This is a genomic window from Arthrobacter halodurans (assembly GCF_041877255.1).
Lineage (GTDB): Bacteria > Actinomycetota > Actinomycetes > Actinomycetales > Micrococcaceae > Arthrobacter_N > Arthrobacter_N halodurans.
The window spans coordinates 42,386-58,391 of sequence record NZ_JBHDLJ010000013.1 but is presented as its reverse complement, the minus strand read 5'-3'; the positions used below and the strand labels follow the sequence as shown (position 1 = coordinate 58,391).

Annotated in this window: 11 protein-coding genes; 7 read left to right on the top strand and 4 right to left on the bottom strand. The window is 69.6% G+C overall.

Annotated features, from left to right (window positions below):
• Positions 1–4: 4 nt before the first annotated feature.
• The 4 genes from ACETWP_RS14030 (at position 5) to ACETWP_RS14015 (ending at position 9,109) form a co-directional block, all read left to right on the top strand.
• Complete coding sequence (locus ACETWP_RS14030; protein ID WP_373972883.1) at positions 5–3,436, top strand: hypothetical protein; 3,432 nt, start codon at positions 5–7, stop codon at positions 3,434–3,436.
• A 1,039-nt stretch (positions 3,437–4,475) separates the two neighbouring features.
• A complete protein-coding gene (locus ACETWP_RS14025; RefSeq protein ID WP_373972882.1) occupies positions 4,476–4,598 on the top strand; it encodes a hypothetical protein in 123 nt (40 codons plus the stop codon).
• A gap of 390 nt (positions 4,599–4,988) precedes the next feature.
• On the top strand, positions 4,989–8,609 hold the full coding sequence (locus ACETWP_RS14020) for a S8 family serine peptidase (RefSeq protein WP_373972881.1): 3,621 nt from the start codon (positions 4,989–4,991) through the stop codon (positions 8,607–8,609).
• A 167-nt stretch (positions 8,610–8,776) separates the two neighbouring features.
• The gene (locus tag ACETWP_RS14015) at positions 8,777–9,109 is read left to right on the top strand and encodes a hypothetical protein (RefSeq protein WP_373972880.1); all 333 of its coding nucleotides are present in this window, start codon (positions 8,777–8,779) and stop codon (positions 9,107–9,109) included.
• Between the two features lie 69 nt (positions 9,110–9,178).
• On the opposite strand, the gene ACETWP_RS14010 is transcribed toward ACETWP_RS14015, so the two are convergent.
• Complete coding sequence (locus tag ACETWP_RS14010) at positions 9,179–9,736, bottom strand: hypothetical protein (protein ID WP_373972879.1); 558 nt, start codon at positions 9,734–9,736, stop codon at positions 9,179–9,181.
• A gap of 110 nt (positions 9,737–9,846) precedes the next feature.
• On the bottom strand, positions 9,847–10,953 hold the full coding sequence (locus tag ACETWP_RS14005; protein WP_373972878.1) for a hypothetical protein: 1,107 nt from the start codon (positions 10,951–10,953) through the stop codon (positions 9,847–9,849).
• 228 nt (positions 10,954–11,181) lie between these two features.
• Here ACETWP_RS14005 and ACETWP_RS14000 point away from each other — a divergent pair, with 228 nt between their 5' ends.
• The 3 genes from ACETWP_RS14000 to ACETWP_RS13990 all read left to right on the top strand — a co-directional run bounded on the left by ACETWP_RS14000 (position 11,182) and on the right by ACETWP_RS13990 (position 14,269).
• Positions 11,182–11,694 carry a hypothetical protein gene (locus tag ACETWP_RS14000; RefSeq protein WP_373972877.1) on the top strand — a complete coding sequence of 171 codons (513 nt, stop codon included), beginning with the start codon at positions 11,182–11,184 and terminating at the stop codon, positions 11,692–11,694.
• A gap of 566 nt (positions 11,695–12,260) precedes the next feature.
• A complete protein-coding gene (locus ACETWP_RS13995) occupies positions 12,261–12,500 on the top strand; it encodes a hypothetical protein (protein WP_373972876.1) in 240 nt (79 codons plus the stop codon).
• Positions 12,501–13,168: 668 nt separating this feature from the next.
• On the top strand, positions 13,169–14,269 hold the full coding sequence (locus ACETWP_RS13990) for a hypothetical protein (protein WP_373972875.1): 1,101 nt from the start codon (positions 13,169–13,171) through the stop codon (positions 14,267–14,269).
• A gap of 71 nt (positions 14,270–14,340) precedes the next feature.
• Here the strand turns inward: ACETWP_RS13990 and ACETWP_RS13985 are convergent, their stop codons facing one another.
• Both ACETWP_RS13985 and ACETWP_RS13980 read right to left on the bottom strand, forming a co-directional pair.
• Positions 14,341–14,823 carry a hypothetical protein gene (locus ACETWP_RS13985; RefSeq protein WP_373972874.1) on the bottom strand — a complete coding sequence of 161 codons (483 nt, stop codon included), beginning with the start codon at positions 14,821–14,823 and terminating at the stop codon, positions 14,341–14,343.
• 83 nt (positions 14,824–14,906) lie between these two features.
• Positions 14,907–15,938 (bottom strand): hypothetical protein, encoded by a 1,032-nt coding sequence (locus tag ACETWP_RS13980; protein WP_373972873.1) that lies wholly within the window; start codon positions 15,936–15,938, stop codon positions 14,907–14,909.
• Between the last annotated feature and the right edge of the window lie 68 nt (positions 15,939–16,006).

The following is a 16,006-nucleotide window of genomic DNA, read 5'->3' as shown; positions in this document are numbered from 1 at the left end:
ACCCATGAACCCCGCCACATCCACCCTCAGCACCATAGTGCTCCTGCCGTTCGGGCCGGCCAAGAGAGCCGCGGCCGTCGCCTCTGGCCACCGCATCATGACCTTCGCCATGGACCGCGCCACCGCGGACGCCACGAAGGAAGAGGGAGGCGGGATGCTGCCTCACCGGCTCTCGCTCGTTCCCCACGCCGCACAACTGACCGATGAGGAAAGCGCGGCCATCGCTCGATGCTTCAGAGTCACAACCCACCTCGTCATCCGCCCCGGCACGGAGACGCCCGCCGAACGGGTGGACGAGCTCGCCGCGCTGCTCGTCTACCTCGGCGCCCCCCAGATCTGGGTGTTTTCCGACACCGATCCCGATGTGGCACTCACGACGGTATCCGGGTCGCCCGTCGTGTCCGGCTTCACGATCCCCGACTTCACCTCCGAAGCAACGGCCGATGCCGCCGCCGACGTCCCCGCGCCGGTCTGGGGCGAAGACGCGTACGGTTACATCGCCCCCGGTTCGGGCGCCAAGAAGCTCGCCGCCTCGGCCGTCGCGCCGGTCGTCGCCGCCGCCCGCGGATACCGCACCGCCACCCCCGCCACGCTGAAGGCGGAGGCCGAGGCGCTGGGCACCAAACTCAACGCGGTGCGCGGCCGCCAGCTGAAGACCGCGGTGACCGACGGGGACGCGATGGTGATGCCCTGGTACTCGATCTCCACCGTCGCCGAGGGCGGGGACCTCGTCGCCGAGTCTTACCAGCTGCGCCCCGCGGTCGCCCCGGTGAACGCGAAGGGCAAGACCCAGAAGTACATGAACCCGGCCGACCTGCCGACCGTCTTGGGCGTGCACCCGGCGACCCCGGCCAACTGGTTCGTGACCGCCCCGGTGTACATGTTGTGCGAGGGCATGCTGAAGGCCGACGCCGCTTTCTCCGCGTACCTTGCCGCTAAGGGCGTGACCGTCGAGGTGCTCTCTGCCGAGCACGGCGGCAACCCGGCCGCGGCCCGTGCCGCCCTGGCCGAGGAGCTGGCCGCCATCCCCGCCGAGGAGCGCGTGCTCATCCTCTCCTCGGTGAGCTGCGGCACCTGGCACGCCCACCCGGAGTGGAACTCGATCCGCCTCGCGGGCCGCGAGGCGTGGGTCGCCCTCGACGGGGACATCTCCACGAACCGCGCCGTGTGGAACGAGGCGGAGAAGCTCCGCGTCTTCCTCTCGGGCCCCAAGAAGGCTGCCGCGGTGAGGATCCTGACCCTGCCCACCGAGGGCAAGGACGACAAGACCGGGATCGACGACTACCTCTCCGCCGGCGGCTCCTGGTCCGGAATCGTGGGGCTGCTCGGGGCGATGCCCGCCGCGCCCGCCGGGGTCAGCGTCGCCCGCATCCGCGTCGCGGACGTGGACCTGGACCAGGGCCTGACGTACAGGCGGGCAAAGCTGCCCGACGGCTCGCACGAGTACCAGGCCCTCGCCGAAGCCGCGGTCGCCATCGAGGAGGTCAGCGTCGTCTCCTCCCCGTACCCCGGAGTCCCGCGGACGAAGCACATCTCCGGCACCGCGTCCTGGCGGGTGTACCGTACGGACGGCAGTTTCTTCGTCCGCTCCGCCACGTTCCGCGGTCAGGGCACGGCCCGGCTCCTCTCCGGGCAGGGCACCGTGGGCGAGGTCATGGAAAAGCTCGCCCCGGCCGGCGGAGCCGGCGCGGCGGTCGAGATCGGCGCGGACCGCCAGGTGAAGGCCGCGTGGGCGTACTCGCTGCAGAACGCCATCGAGATCAACGGCGTCGCTACCTCGGGCCTGACGGAGAACGATGAGGGCGTCCTCGGCTGGCTGACCGAGCACGGCCTCCTGACCCCGACGGGCCTGGAGACGGAGTTCCGCTCCCGGCTGCCCGAGGCCGTCTCTCCCATCAACGTCCCGTGGGTCGACCCCGCGGAGGAGCCGGAGCGCATCACCGACGCATGGGAGCAGTGGAACGGCACCCGGCGCCTGTACAGCGACGCGGTGAGCGGCCTCCTGGAGGTCACCGCCGGGATGGTCTTCTCTTGCGCTGTCGGCGTCCAGCCGAAGGGCACCGTGGGGCTCTTCTGCCCGCCGAACCTGGGCAAGACGGCTGCGCTGCGGCACCTGGGCGGCTGGTACGGCACGGGATGGCTGCGGGTTCCCGCCATCAAGCTCTCCGGAACGGTGGCGTCGATCCGGCACGCGTCCGAGGCGCCGAACAACGTGGTCATCACCGTCGACGACGCCCGCGACAGCGGCAAGGCGAACGCGATCGAGGAGATCCGCATGACCGTGGACGGCCTGTTGCGCATGGGGTACGAGCCGGAGAACGTGCACCAAAAGATGATCCGCGGCGAGGACGGGGCCATGTTCCCGAAACCGAAGCTGCCGAACGCCTGCCGGACCACGATCATCTCGGGCGAGAACCTCGAGCAACTCGGTCTCCAGGTTTCCTCCGCGCAGCGGCTCCTTTCCTTCCAGGTCCCCGACAACGGCGAGCTGCTCCGCGGCGAGGGAAAGATCGCCCCGGCGCTCGAGGCGCTCGAGGAGACCGGCGCCATGTCCATCCTCTTCGGGGCCTTCCTGGTCCAGCGGTTGCGTTCCGCGGCCGCCGCGGAAGTCCCGCGCCGGGCCCTGGCGAGGGAGCAGCAGGTCCTCGTCGCCCAGGAGGCCATCGAGCTGCGCAAGGTCGCCGCGGCCGACCGCGGCGTGCCCGTCGCGGAGTACAAGCTCGGGCACAGGGGAACCGAGCGCCGCTCCAACGAGCTCCTGGAGCCCGCCCTCGGCGGGTTCCGGGCCTTGCTCGAAATGGTGGCCGCGGCGTACACCGCCCAAGGCAGGAAGGCCGAAGCCGAGATGGTGATGGGGGGCATGGCCGTCGCCCGCACCGCCGTTTTCGGGGCGTGGAAGCGCCACCGTCGGATGTTCGGCGAGGACGCCGATGCGACCCAGGACCGGGTCGTCGGTGTCCTTATCGACGCGCTTGCCATCGGTCGTGCCGTCTGGGCCGGGCAGTCCAACGACTATGACCGAGCCCCCAGTACTGTCATCATCGGCCGGAACGATGTCGGTCCAGCGAACGACATCGTCCTGCTCGCAGGACCGGTGCACGCCCTGCTCCAGTCCATGGGCATGAAGATCGACGAGCGTACGCTGAAGGCCGAAATCAAACCGATCATCTCCGACCCACGGAAGGGCATCCGCGTGGGAGCCTCCGTCACCAAGGGCTGGCTCATCAAGCGCGCCGACTGGGATGCCGCGACCGGTATCGACATGGTGGCCTTCGAAGCCGAGCAGCGGGCAGCAGACCCCGCACGGGAAATCGCCGATCGTGCAAAAGCGGCCGTGTGTGCCCGAAAGGTAGACGGCGCGGCAGCAGCAGCCGGGACCGCTGGTTCGCGGCGCGTGCCGGCAGCGGATGCCGGCACGGACGACTTCGAGTTCTAGCCGGCAGGCGACGAGGAACCGCCCGCCAAGCGCGGGCGGTTCCTCTACACGTCCCGCCGAGAGAACTGCTGATCCCGGGACCCGGCAACGACTGAATTCGAGGGTAATCCGTCGCCATCGAATGCTCCCCGCACGGCCGAGGTCCACCCACTCCATCCCAGGATTGCTGCGGGCCTAAAAATTAGCCCAAGTACGGGGCCTTCGTCTGGCAGGGTCATCCTCACTTGGCCGAAACAGGCGCGGCTGGCCCAATCTCCGCGAGGTGACCTGCGGGGCGAGTCAGGAACACGCATTCTCAACTTCGTTGCGGCGGATTACGGCACGGTGGGTCCCTAGCTGGCAGCCTCCCGCGTACCGGCGAGGACAGTGGCGCCGCGCGGAGATGCTGCCTCGAGCGGTCGCCCCGGGGCCCGTCCTGCCTGTTGCCAGACCCGTGGCAACATGAAATGGCCGGTATGTCGCCCCTAGATCGCCCTTTTTGGTGTTGCCAACAGGTTCCTGACTCTGCGTACTTCCGATGCTTGGGGTCACTCTAGAAGGCAGGCACATCGTTAGCTCTCTCCCTGTTGAAACCAGTCAACATGTCAACGCTTTTGATTCAAAAGAAAGAAACGCCCAACATCTAGAGGCTCTTGGCTGGCTCATGATGTTGCCAAGAATGTTGCCAGTTGACGCTCACGGTCGGAACGACTGGCAGAGTGCTCCGCGTTAGGGCATGGCGCCATAGGCGATGGACGGCGGATGGGTCCGCATTGTCGCAGCTACTGCGAACCTGCTCGCCTCCTGGGGCACCTCGATCAACGAACGGCGCTTGAGCCTTGGCGCATCCGTCTGTCAAGTGTCTCCACGCCTCACACGGGGACGACTCGCGATTCCGACTGACGGTGCCGCGAACCAGTGGATGACCGGGCTTCCGGCTAGTTTAGGCGGGCATACCCCCGTGAGTGAGGCTTCGCGGCGTAAGGACACCAAAAGAAAGTACCTCTCGGCCCAGATAGATCCCAGGCCGTTTCCAGCCGAAACCCTAGCCAATACCTTGGTGAGTATGAACGACACCGAGCTGACCGCCAAGGAGCGTGCGTTCTGGGACGCGCGCTCAGGGGGCGACGTGAACCCTGCGGCGGTGGCCGTGGGGGCGGTCGTGGCCGTGGGCGGCAGCTAGGGAACTCTGACCGAGGTGAGCTGGCGGTCCGGCGGCTGGTCGGAGGGACTAGTCCCCGCAGTTCGGCTATCGCTGGCCCCGAAGCCGTATTCGACGCTGGACTGCTCGGTGAACCGCATCCCGCCGGTCTCATGGACGAACTCGCGGAGGCCCACCTTAGCGATACCGGCATCTCTGGATGACACAAATGGGACCGCCCTAGCCGCAACGTCCCTACTGGGACTGCTATTGTGCGCAGTGGACTCCGGTTCCACCAGAGCTGTCATCGACGTCGACCCAACCAGCACCTCACCGGGGCACCGCACGAGACGTGGCCTCGGCACTGGCCGCCGAAGGCCCACCCCTGATTCCGTCCCTGGTTCTCCAGTGACCGCGCCCCGAAGGAAGCCCATGCGCTCCCGTTTCGCCTCCGCAGTTGTCGCCACCACCGTCGCCGCCCTCGCCGGAAGCCTCGCGTTCGCCGGGCCCGCCGCGGCCGCCCCGGACGCCGGGCAGGCCCCCGTATCGCCGGCGCCCATCGAGGCACCCGTCAAAGCAGCGCCCACCGATCTGGTGCCCAAGACGGACCAGCCGGAGCGGGAAGCCAGCGCGGCCACCGACCGGCTCATTGTGGAGTTCAAGGACGGGGCCGACTCATCCGCGGAGCGCAAGGAAGCGTACGTCGAGGTCGCCGAGGAGCTGGACACGACGGTCCGCGAAGTGCGCTCCTCCGACGGCGTCTCCATCGTGACGACCGGCGAGACCCTGGACGCCGGTGAGGTCAAGGACGCCGTGGCCGCGCTCGAGGCGAACCCGGACGTCGCCTACGCCGAGCCGGACGCCCTCATGCAGATCGCCGCGGAGCCCCCGAACGACGAGCTCTACCACTGGCAGTGGAGCTACAACGAGGAGACCGCCGGGCTGCGGCTCGCCGGGGCCTGGGACATCGCCCGTGGCGCCGGCGTGACGGTCGCCGTCGTGGACACCGGCTCGACGCCCCACCCGGACCTGGACGCGAACACGGTCCCGGGCTACGACTTCATCTCCACGTCCGCGCTCTCCAACGACGGCGGCGGCCGCGACGCGGACCCGAACGACGAGGGCGACTTCTACGCCGCCGGGCAGTGCGGGTCCAATGCCTTCCCGTCCACCTCGTCCTGGCACGGCACGCACGTCGCCGGGACCATCGCCGCGGTGACCGGTAACGGGATCGGTGTCGCCGGCGTCGCCCCGGAGGCGCGCATCCAGCACGTCCGCGCGCTCGGCGCCTGCGGCGGGTACACCTCCGACATCGCCGACGCGATCACCTGGGCCTCCGGCGGCACGGTCGCCGGCGTGCCCGCCAACCCCACCCCGGCCGCCGTCGTCAACCTGTCGCTCGGCGGGTACGGGGCGTGCTCCGCCTACTCGCAGAACGCCATCGACGGGGCCGTCGCCCGCGGGGTGACCGTCGTGGTCGCCGCCGGCAACGAGAACGACGACACCGCGTTCTACAACCCGGCCAACTGCGACAACACCGTCGTGGTCGCCGCCACCGGCCAGGAGGGCAGCCGCGCCTCCTACTCCAACTACGGGTTCGCTGTGGACGTCGCGGCCCCGGGCGGGGACAGCGCCGCACCGCGCGGCAACGGGATCCTCTCGACCCTGAACACCGGCTCCACCGTCCAGGGCGAGCCCGCGTACGCGACCTACCAGGGCACCTCGATGGCGACCCCGCACGTCGCCGGCGTCGCCGCGCTGATGAAGGTCTCCCACCCGACCCTCACCCCGGCCGAAGTTGAGGAGCGCCTGAAGACCACCGCCCGCACCCTGCCCGGGACCTGCCCCGAAGGCTGCGGCACCGGGCTGGTCGACGCGCGCGCGGCCGTGGACAACCGGCCCCCGGAGGCACCGAAGCCTCCCGTCACAGCCGGGGTCCCCACCATCACGGGCGTCGCCTCGCGCGGCACCCAGCTCACCGCCAACCCCGGCATCTGGACCCCGGCGGACACCACGTTCACGTACAAGTGGCGGGCCGACGGCGTCGACATTCCCGGCGTCAGCGGCAGCGTCTACACCCCGTATCACGAGCGGGCCGGCCAGCGGATCAGTGTCGTCGTCACCGGCAGCCGCGAGGGCTACTCCCCCGTGTCGGTCGCCTCGGCCGAAACCGAGCCGGTCAAGATGGTGTACATCACCGCCGGCGTCCCGAGCGTCACCGGGACCATGAGGGTGGGGCAGACGCTGACCGCGGACCCCGGCGTCTGGCTGCCCGAGGGGACACCACTGCACTACCAGTGGCTGCGCGACGGCCACCCGATCGGCTTCTCGACCGCCAAGACGTACAAGCTGGCCGCCAACGACGTCGGCACGCATGTGACCGTCCAGGTCACCGGGGCCACCAACGACATCGACGGGCTCGTCCAGGCGACCAGCCCGGAAACCGAGCGCGTCCAGCCCGGGACCCTCACCTCCAACGCCCCGGTCATGGTCGGGGACCCGATCGTCGGATCCACGCTCTCCATCAACCAGACGCCCTGGTCCTGGCCCGCCGCCACGGACGTCTTCTACCAGTGGTATGCCGACGGCGTCCTGGACACGAACCGCAACGCCTCCTCGACCGTCCTGGGCGTGAAGGACCTGGGCAAGCGGATCACCGCTAAGGTCACCGGCCACAAGCCCGGCTACACGGACCTGGTCCACGACGTCGCCACCTCCGGCCCCGTCACCGAAGGCACCATGGAGGACGCCACCATCACCATCGCCGGCGTCCGAACCGTCGGCGGCACGCTCACCGCAACGGTGGACAGCGCCGCGTCGGCCAACACGTACCAGTGGATGCGCGCCGGAACCCCCATCGCCGGGGCCACCGGGCGCAGCTACACGCTGGTCGCCGCGGACCTGGGCAAGGAGGTGGCCGTCCGGACCACCGGCACCGCCACCGGCTACCGGCCGCTGGATTTCATGACGGCCGCGGGCATCATCGGCGTCGGCACGCTCACCGCACCGGTCCCGAAGCGCGCCGGCACCGCCCGCACCGACAGCGTCCTGTCCATCAGCACCGACCCGTGGACGGCCGGCACCAAGCTCACCTACCAGTGGTACCGCGGCACGGCGCCGATCAGCGGGGCGACCGCGTCCACCTACAGGGTGAAGGCGTCCGATGTCGGCGGCTTCATCTGGGTTCGGGTCACCGGCACCAAGGCCGGGTACACGACCGTCGTCCGGGATACGCCCATGGCCGGGACGACCGGCAACGCGACCCTGCCCTCCACGACCCCGCGCATCAGCGGGACCGTGAAGATCGGCGGCACGCTGACGGCGTCCGCCTGGACCTCCGACGTGCGCAAGAGCTACCAGTGGTACCGCTCCGGCAGGGCCATCTACAAGGCCACCGGGTCCACCTACAAGGTGGCCACCGCCGACGCCGGCCACGGGCTGTCCGTCCGGGTCCGGGGCTCCAAGGCCGGCTACCAGGACCGGACGTTCATGTCGATGAGGACGGCCGCGGTCCCCGGGCTGCCCCTGCGCGCCACGGCCCCGAAGGTCACCGGCACGCTGAAGGTCGGGAACACGGTCAAGGCCAGCGTCGGCACGTGGACGACCGGGACGAAGCGGACGTACCAGTGGTACCGCTCGGGCAAGGCCGTCTTCAAGGCCACCGGCTACAGCTACCGGGTCACCACCCTGGACGCCGGCCACACGCTGACCGTCAAGGTCACCGGGACCAAGGCCGGCTACGCCACCCGCTCGATGACCTCCGCGAAGACCGCCAAGGTCCCATACTTGGTCCTGAGCGCCAGCACCCCGAAGATCGTGGGCACCCTGAAGGTCGGTTACACCCTGAAGGCCAGTGTGGGCACGTGGACGACGGGGACCAAGCGGGCCTACCAGTGGTACCGCTCGGGCAAGGCGATCCCCCGGGCCACCGGCTACTCGTACCGGCTGACGACATCGGACCGCTCCGGCACCATCAAGGTCCGTGTCGTGGGCTCCAAGACCGGCTACGCGAGCGTCACGAAATATTCGAGCTACACCGCCCGCGTCCGCTAGGGCGAAGCACCCGCCCCAGCAGCCACAGAAGCCGCGGTGCCGCTACAGCACCGCGAAAACACCGAGGAGCCCCTCCACCGCAAACAAACGCGTTAGAGAGGCTCCTGCGCGCTTGGGTCCTACTGCGCCCGCCGGCGCCCGAGCATGTGCGTCCGGGCGTGTGGTCCATGCCAGGGATCGGTGAACGTCGATGCGAGCGCGGGGACGCCGAGCACTCACGGTGCCGGGACGACGTCGACGAACTGGCCGAGCTCGACGTCGAGGACGGGTGGGTCACCCACCGCCAGCTCCTGCTGGCATCCATGGAGCTGTGGGAGTTCGACGAAGTGTGTCTGTTTTTCACAGACAAGCTGGCCGATTCGGCCCGTACCGTGGTCGGCGCCGTCGCCGAGCGCTACCGCCGGGACGACGCGGTGGACATCGTCGGGCACTTCTCCAAGACGTGGCAGGGCTGTCCGGAGGCGGCGCTCTGCGAGGGCGGATACGGCCTCCCCGAGTAGACGCTCCCCCAGGCTCTCTGGGACACGAAAAGGCCCGCCCCGAAGCTGCCGGGGCGGGCCTCTGGTGTCTTAGCCGATGTAGTGGGCTTCGACCTTGTCCAGGGAGACCCGGTAGACGAGCGCGTCGCCGTGCGTGCCGCCGACCACCTCGCCGATCGGCTGGATCCAGGAGTGATCGAAGCCCTCCGTGTCGTTGAACGGGTCCTCCTGCCACGGGGAGAGCATGTCGGCGTCCACGGCGATGGGCTCGATGTCGGCACCGATGTCGATGACCTCTCCGTCGGCGTCCACGGCGCACATTGCCTCGAGCAGGCGGGCGTTCTCCTCGTCGTACGCGAAGTCGACCGCCGTGGCCCCGGGGTGGGCGGCCATGATCCTGGTGGTCTCCTCTGCCAGCTGCAGCCGGACCAGGGACCGGGTCACCCGGCGGTACTCCTCCTGCGCGGCGTTGAAGGCCTCACTGGTGACGCCGGCGTTGAACTGGAGCATCCGCCCCACCTTCTCGGCCCGGCCCTCCACCACCGGCGCGGGCTCGTCGTTCTTGAAGACGGCGAAGTTGCCCTTGTTGACTGGCTTGCCGTTCGGGTTGGTGCCGGTTCCGGTCTCGCGGGGCTGGTCGTGGGACATGGGGTCCTCCTGTGATGCGGGCGGGTGTCACCCCTGACGGGTGCGGGGACAAGCAGAAGCCCCCGGGACCAGGCGGTTCCGGGGGCTTCGGTCGGCTGTGGGCCAGACGGCTACGGCTTGGGCCAGGCGGCCAGCTTCGCGTCGGTGACATTGGTCAGCGCGGCGAGGTGCTTGGCGTACTCGACCGGGTAGGCCTTCGCGTAGGCCGCCTTGTAGGCGATCCCATGGGCGGCTTCGGCCTTCTGCTGCGCGGCGGCGTACGTGGCCTTGTACAGCTTCGACGTGCGGGCAGCAATCTCGCGGTAGTAGGTCACGCGGTGGGTGTGGCTGTAGGCCACGCCGTATGCGTGGTCCGCGACGTCGTTGTAGGCGTCGCGGTAAATCCCGCGGATGACGGCGTCGTACGCGGCCTTGTACGCCTTCGCGTAGGCGGCCTTCTTCGCCGCGGTGCCCTTGACCTTCTTGGCCGCGGCGGTGCCCGCACGGTAGCCGCTCGACTTGGCGGCACCGATGGCGTACTTCGAGGTGGAGGCCCTCTTGCCGGCGGCGTCAGCCTTGGCCTTCGTCGTCTTGCTGGCCTTCGCCGCGGCTCCGGCCTTCTTGGCGGCGGCGATGGCGGCGGCCTTCGCTGCGGGGTACGAGGCCTTGCGGGCCTCGGCGTAGTAGTCCCGCTTCTCGAACGCGGCGAACGCCGCGGTGCGGGCCTTCACACCTGCGGCCTCGGCGATCTGCCCGGTGCTTCCTTTGGCAGCGATGGTGGCGGCTGCCACGTCGGCGGCGCGCAGCGCGGAGGTGTCCGGCTGCAGGCCGGTCGCGAAGGTGTAGAACTCCTTCGTGTTCCCGTTGGTGATCGTGAAGTAGGGGCCCGTCTTCTTGTTCCACGAGGTGACGCCGGTGCGCTTCTTGGTGCCCGGGTCGATCTCGTCGGACCCGCAGGACGTCGCGCCGCTCCGGGAATCGGTCGTCCGGATCGTCTGGTCCTCGCACAGCGAGAACCACATGCCGTGGACCCCGTGGACGGCGTACTCGGCCGGGTCGCCCGGTGTGTACTTGGCGATGTCCTCGGGCAGGAACAGCGGGTCGACGTTCAGGACGACCGGCGACGGCGGGACGGGAGCCGCCGCGTGGGCGGGTGCGCCGGCCAGGCCGATGCCGAGGGCGATGGACGCCCCGGCGAGGAGGGCCGCAGTCTTGCGGCCGAGGGTGGAGACGTTCATGAAGTGCCTTCCGAGTGATGGGACTGTACCCAACGAGAGTGTGCGGGATGTGTCCCGTCTCACCGAAAAATAGCAGGTCACCAAGACATTTCGGGCCATCCCGCGCGTGGCGGGCGCCTGCGTGGCGTCCGGGCGGATGTCGGGAAACCAGCCCTCTCTGCCGCCAGTGGAAACCACCCGTTTCCCGAGCGCCACCGCCGGCACCGGCAAGCGCGCATGGACCAGTCCATGGAACCCCACCGTCCCGACGCCGATCCCAGCCACGACCGGGGCCGCATCCGGAACATGACGCTCGCCGACGTGCCGGCGGTTCGGCTCATCGACCGGTCCGTCTCCAGCGTCCTGACGATCATCGGCGAACCCTTGGCCGGGACCACTTTCGGCGACTCCACGATCTTCCTGGCCACGGTGGACCACCGGGTCGTTGGCCTGGCGGCGTTCACCCGCAGGGGCAGGAGGCTCCGCCTGGTCCGGGTCGCCGTCATGCCCGGCCCCCGCCGGCAGGACACGGAGCGCGCTCTGGTGCGCCTGGGGCTGCGTCTGGCCGTGCGCAACGGCGCCGGCGTCCTGCACTGCACGGCCGGCCTGGCCGCGGGGGCGTTCCTGGCGGAGAACGGCTTCGTGTGCTCCTCGGTCGACGGGGCGCGGGGCACGTTCGTCCAGCGCGTGCCGCCGGTGAGCGTGACGGTCCGCCAGCGGGCGCCGGTGAGCCGGCCAGCTGTGCCGTCCTCGCAGCGGTGACCGCTTTTCCATTCCTGGAGCTTCCACCCGTATCTTTCCTGATGTCCGTCCCGATGCACGAGCTGTTCACCGGCCGCAGCGGCATGCCCGCCCCGCGCTCTGCCGAGGACCCGAAGGCCCTGCACACCAAGACAAGTCCGCCGTGCAGGACGCCCATGCGGCCGCCACCGCCCAGCGGGTCTCGCAGGCCAGGCACGGCACCTTCGACCCCGCGCGGTCGAGCGAGTGGCTCGGCGGGAGCACCCTGGACGACGTGGAGGTCCACGCCTTGGCCGCGCCTACGACCCGGCCGCCGGACCATCCGTGGATGCGGTTCCGTCTGGTGAGCCCTTCGTCGTGTTCAGCACCTTCGCGACCGACCGCGTCTTCTACGCCACCGAGTCCGTTACGACGCCGCTCGAGCTCCCCGCCGCCGCGCCCGCTGCCTCGGACTCGGCGAACGGGGCCGTGTTCACGGCCAGCGCCGGGGCAACGGTGGAGGTCGTCCCCACCTACTCCGGCACCACGTCCATCTACGTCGTCAGGGTCACCTCGGACTCGCCGACGCCGATCCCTGATGCCTGCCCATGGACTGGTCGAACTGGGCCCCGCTCGACTCCGAGCCCTACGAACCCTCGCCGGAGATGCATACCATCGCGCGGTGGAAGGTCTACAGCTACACCGGGGCGTTCGCCGCGCAGGTCTCCCCCGACACCTGGTACTACACGGACACCGGCGAGGTCGCCATGCAGTGGGGCGACGGGACCGGCATGCGGGCAAGACTGTCGAGTTCACCATCCAGATGCGCGGGAGCCGCCAACAGCTAGTCGTCGCCATGTCCAATGTTCGACATTGGAGCCGTTGGCCGACCCAATATTCGACATTGACCGAGGGCAAGGTCCAGCTCAGCGGCCAGCGCACTGCAGTCGCGGTCCCAGTCGGCTTCCCGGAGAGGGCAGTCGAGGAAGACGATGGCGAAACGTACGGGGCAGCCGGCGCCGGGGCCCGAGTCGTGGCTCAAGGATCCGGACGACCGCTGGCACATGAAGACCACGGTCATCGGCGACGGCACCAGCGTCGAGCCGGGGACATCTCGTGCAACTGCCGGTACCTCGACGAGGACGAAACCCACGTGGACTTCGACGGCATGTAGGCGGTGCCCCGCCGCCGGCGCGAATGGACGACGCTCTCGCGCACGCCTGAAACCACGACAGCCCCGATTTCCCGTCCTGGGTTCCAGGTGCGTCCCGGTGGCGGCTCCCCCGCCTGAAATCCACTGACGCAAAGCACCGATAACCGTGATTACTTCAAGTACGATTCTGCGAATCTCATCGAATGAATGAATCCGGCTCCTCCCCTGCGTCGCGGGCGGCGTCGAAGCGGGTCAAGGAATGGCCGGTAAGCAGAGCCGTTCCTCCGCCCTCTCAAGGTGTGGCGGACACGCGTCTTGCCGTCATCACGCCTAGTCAGAAAGTCTTTCGCTATGATCTCGTCCATGACAAACCTGAAGGGCCGCTTAGCGGCCGTGGCCGCCGGTGCGGCCCTCCTCGCCGGAGCCGCCGTGGGCGGCGCCGTCCCGGCCAACGCCGCCTCCCACCCCTACCCCGAGGTCCCCCTCGCCGAGCGCGGTGGCGGCCACGGAACGCTGTACAGCATCTGCGCCGACGGCACCATGCGCATCCACTACACGGACGACAACACGTCCTTCTGTGGCATGGACCACAACGGGTACCGGTTCATCCCCCAGGTCATGCACATCGAGCTCGGCGCTGGCAGGTCCTACTCGTTCTACACCGGCGTCGACGGGTGGGGCCGCAACGGCCAGCCGGTGACCAACCCGGAGCACGGTCTGGACAGTGTCATGGGAGTCCACTTCGCCGCCGTCGATGCCGGCAATGCGGCCGCAGCGAAGATCACCCCGGCCTCCGTGGCAGGTGCCGCGAAGGCCGCGGCAGCCAAGGCGGCCGCACCGTACGCGAAGAAGAAGGCGGACGCCGCCGCGGCGACGATCGCCAAGAACGCCGTTACCAAGGCGAAGTCCCTGGCCGGCGCCGCCGCGAAGAAGGCCGCCTGGGCCGCCCACGCCAAGGCGTACGAGTCGACCTCCGCGCGCCTCGCGGCGAAGAAGGCCGAAGCCGCTGCCGTGAAGGCGCTCAAGGCCAGCGCCAAGACGAAAGCGAGCGCGAAGAGCGCCGGGTACAAGGCCGGCAAGAAGGCGTACGACGCGACCCGGGGCACCCGCGCAGCGAAGACGGCCGCCTACCACCGCGCGTACAAGAAGGCCTACGACACCAGCATCCGGTGGACCCTGATCCTGGGCGGGAACAAGGCCTACGAGGCCTCGCTCCGCGCGGCCCAGGCCAAGGCCTACAAGGCGACCTACGACTCGGTCTACAAGACGACCTACGCACGCGAGCTCGCGAAGGCCAAGGCGTCGGGCTATAAGGCCGCTTACGACAGGGCCTACAAGGACTCCATGGAGGAGAACGTCATCTACTTCGAGCAGGACCTGCTCGAAGCCGCGCGCGAGGCCGCCCGCGCCAAGGCCCACAACGCCGTCCTGGCGGAGTTCACCGCCAGGTACAACCAGCCCTGACCGCCACACGGAACAGCCCGGGACCTCGTCGTCCCGGGCTGTTCCGTGTCTTGCGGCGGGCGGTGGGCGCCCTAGAGATCGCGGAGGATGTCTGCGCGCTTGGACGCGTACTCGGCTTCGGTGACGGCGCCGGCGGCCTGGAGCCGGTCCAGATCGTCGAGCCGGTCGGCCGCGGTGCGCGCGGCGGGAGCCGCCTGGACGACGACCGGGGCCCGGCGGGGCACGTTGCCCACGATCAGCCCCGCGACGAACAGCGCGACGCCGAGCAGGGTCAGCGCCCACGCCATCATCGTGGGACCGGCCAGCTCCCCCGGGCAGGCTGCTGCATTGCCGGAGAGTCCCACCAGGGTGTCCCGCAGCTGAGCGATGCCGTCGTCCGGGGCGAACGGCGTGCCGCAGTAGCCGACCTCGGTGCTGCCGACGGCGATGCCGGCGATCGCCAGGACGACGCCGCTGACGCCCAGCCCCCAGGCGAGGCCGTTGCCCTTCGACCCGTTTTCCGTCTCGGTCGGCTGTGGTGTTTCGGCGCGCGCGGGCGCGTTGGCTTGATCCATGGTTCCCCCGTGTCGTTCGTGGCGGGCGCGGCACCCGCCACGCCCCGACAGGATGCTACACGGCGGATGCCGTCCGGCCGTGGCTACGCGGGACCGGCCGCGTACGGCTCGAGCTGCCCCCACAGTCCGGTGGCGGCGTCGGGCCGGGACAGGAAGTGGCGGGCCACTTCGGCCTTGTTCTCCCCGAAGTACCAGCCCCCGGGGTTGGCGGCGGCGAACGGCGTCATCGTCGAAGCCCCGGCCGCCAGCTTCAGGGCCGTGCCCCCGCCCTCCAGGTGCATGGCGTCGATGCCCGGCGCGATCGTCTCCATGTGCTCGATGGTCCCGATTCCCCGGACGGTCGCCCCGCCCAGCGGCGGGTTGGTCCCCGCCTGGTGGATGACCAGGACGAGTCCCTTGGCGGCGGCCTTCGCGTCGAACGCCCTCGGGTAGCTGCCGGCCTCGGCCGCGTAGAGCCCGTCCTCCTTCTCGATGATCCGGAACGCGTGGGTCCCGTCGGCTCCGGGTTCGGGGAAGACCTTGACGAAGTGGCCGAGGAACGTGGCCAGGACGGCGTCCCGGTCCTCCTCGTCGGGTTCCACGTCGTCGTCGTCGAGCTCGATGTCCGCGAGGCGCAGCCAGGAGGTGCCGTCCGCGTCCAACAGGCCGTCGAGGACGAGTTGGTTGGCGTCGACGAGTTCGCCCTCGTGGACCGTGTACTGCGCGCACGGGTCCAGTTCGGCTTCGGCGAGCCTGGCCAGGGCGGACCCGTCCCCCTGGGTGGCCTTCCCCAGGACGTCCACGACGTCGCAGCGCAGCGGCCCGTCCCACCCGCTCTCCGGCCGTGCCTCGAAGACCGTCTCGGGGTCAGCGTCGCTGGCGGTCTCGATGTTGTCGAAGATGAGGCCTGCGCGGACGGCGTCGTCGAATAGGTCGTGCGTGTCGTAGCCGCCCTCCATGACGGCGGCCAGTGCGGGTCCGTCCAGGCGGGCGAGCAGGATCTCGGCGTGCTCGATGGTCGCGGTGACCGGGTGGTCCACGGTCTTCCCGTCGATGACGAGCCTGGGCTGGACGCTGATCGCTAGGGTCGGGAGGTCATGCGGGTCGGTGTAGCCGGCGTGCTTGGTGGACTTCACGGGTCTCCTGGCATTGTGGGCTGGGCGATGCGTCTTATCGAGCAGGCTAGCCTCCGGCGGTGACGGGT

What these genes read in the sequence shown, in the direction of transcription:
- ACETWP_RS14030 (WP_373972883.1), top strand. Translation starts at nt 5, where the DNA reads ATGAACCCCGCCACATCCACCCTCAGCACCATAGTGCTCCTGCCGTTC.
- ACETWP_RS14020 (WP_373972881.1), top strand. Translation starts at nt 4,989, where the DNA reads ATGCGCTCCCGTTTCGCCTCCGCAGTTGTCGCCACCACCGTCGCCGCC.
- ACETWP_RS14015 (WP_373972880.1), top strand. Translation starts at nt 8,777, where the DNA reads ATGCCAGGGATCGGTGAACGTCGATGCGAGCGCGGGGACGCCGAGCAC.
- ACETWP_RS14010 (WP_373972879.1), bottom strand. Translation starts at nt 9,736, where the DNA reads ATGTCCCACGACCAGCCCCGCGAGACCGGAACCGGCACCAACCCGAAC.
- ACETWP_RS14005 (WP_373972878.1), bottom strand. Translation starts at nt 10,953, where the DNA reads ATGAACGTCTCCACCCTCGGCCGCAAGACTGCGGCCCTCCTCGCCGGG.
- ACETWP_RS14000 (WP_373972877.1), top strand. Translation starts at nt 11,182, where the DNA reads ATGGAACCCCACCGTCCCGACGCCGATCCCAGCCACGACCGGGGCCGC.
- ACETWP_RS13995 (WP_373972876.1), top strand. Translation starts at nt 12,261, where the DNA reads ATGGACTGGTCGAACTGGGCCCCGCTCGACTCCGAGCCCTACGAACCC.
- ACETWP_RS13990 (WP_373972875.1), top strand. Translation starts at nt 13,169, where the DNA reads ATGACAAACCTGAAGGGCCGCTTAGCGGCCGTGGCCGCCGGTGCGGCC.
- ACETWP_RS13985 (WP_373972874.1), bottom strand. Translation starts at nt 14,823, where the DNA reads ATGGATCAAGCCAACGCGCCCGCGCGCGCCGAAACACCACAGCCGACC.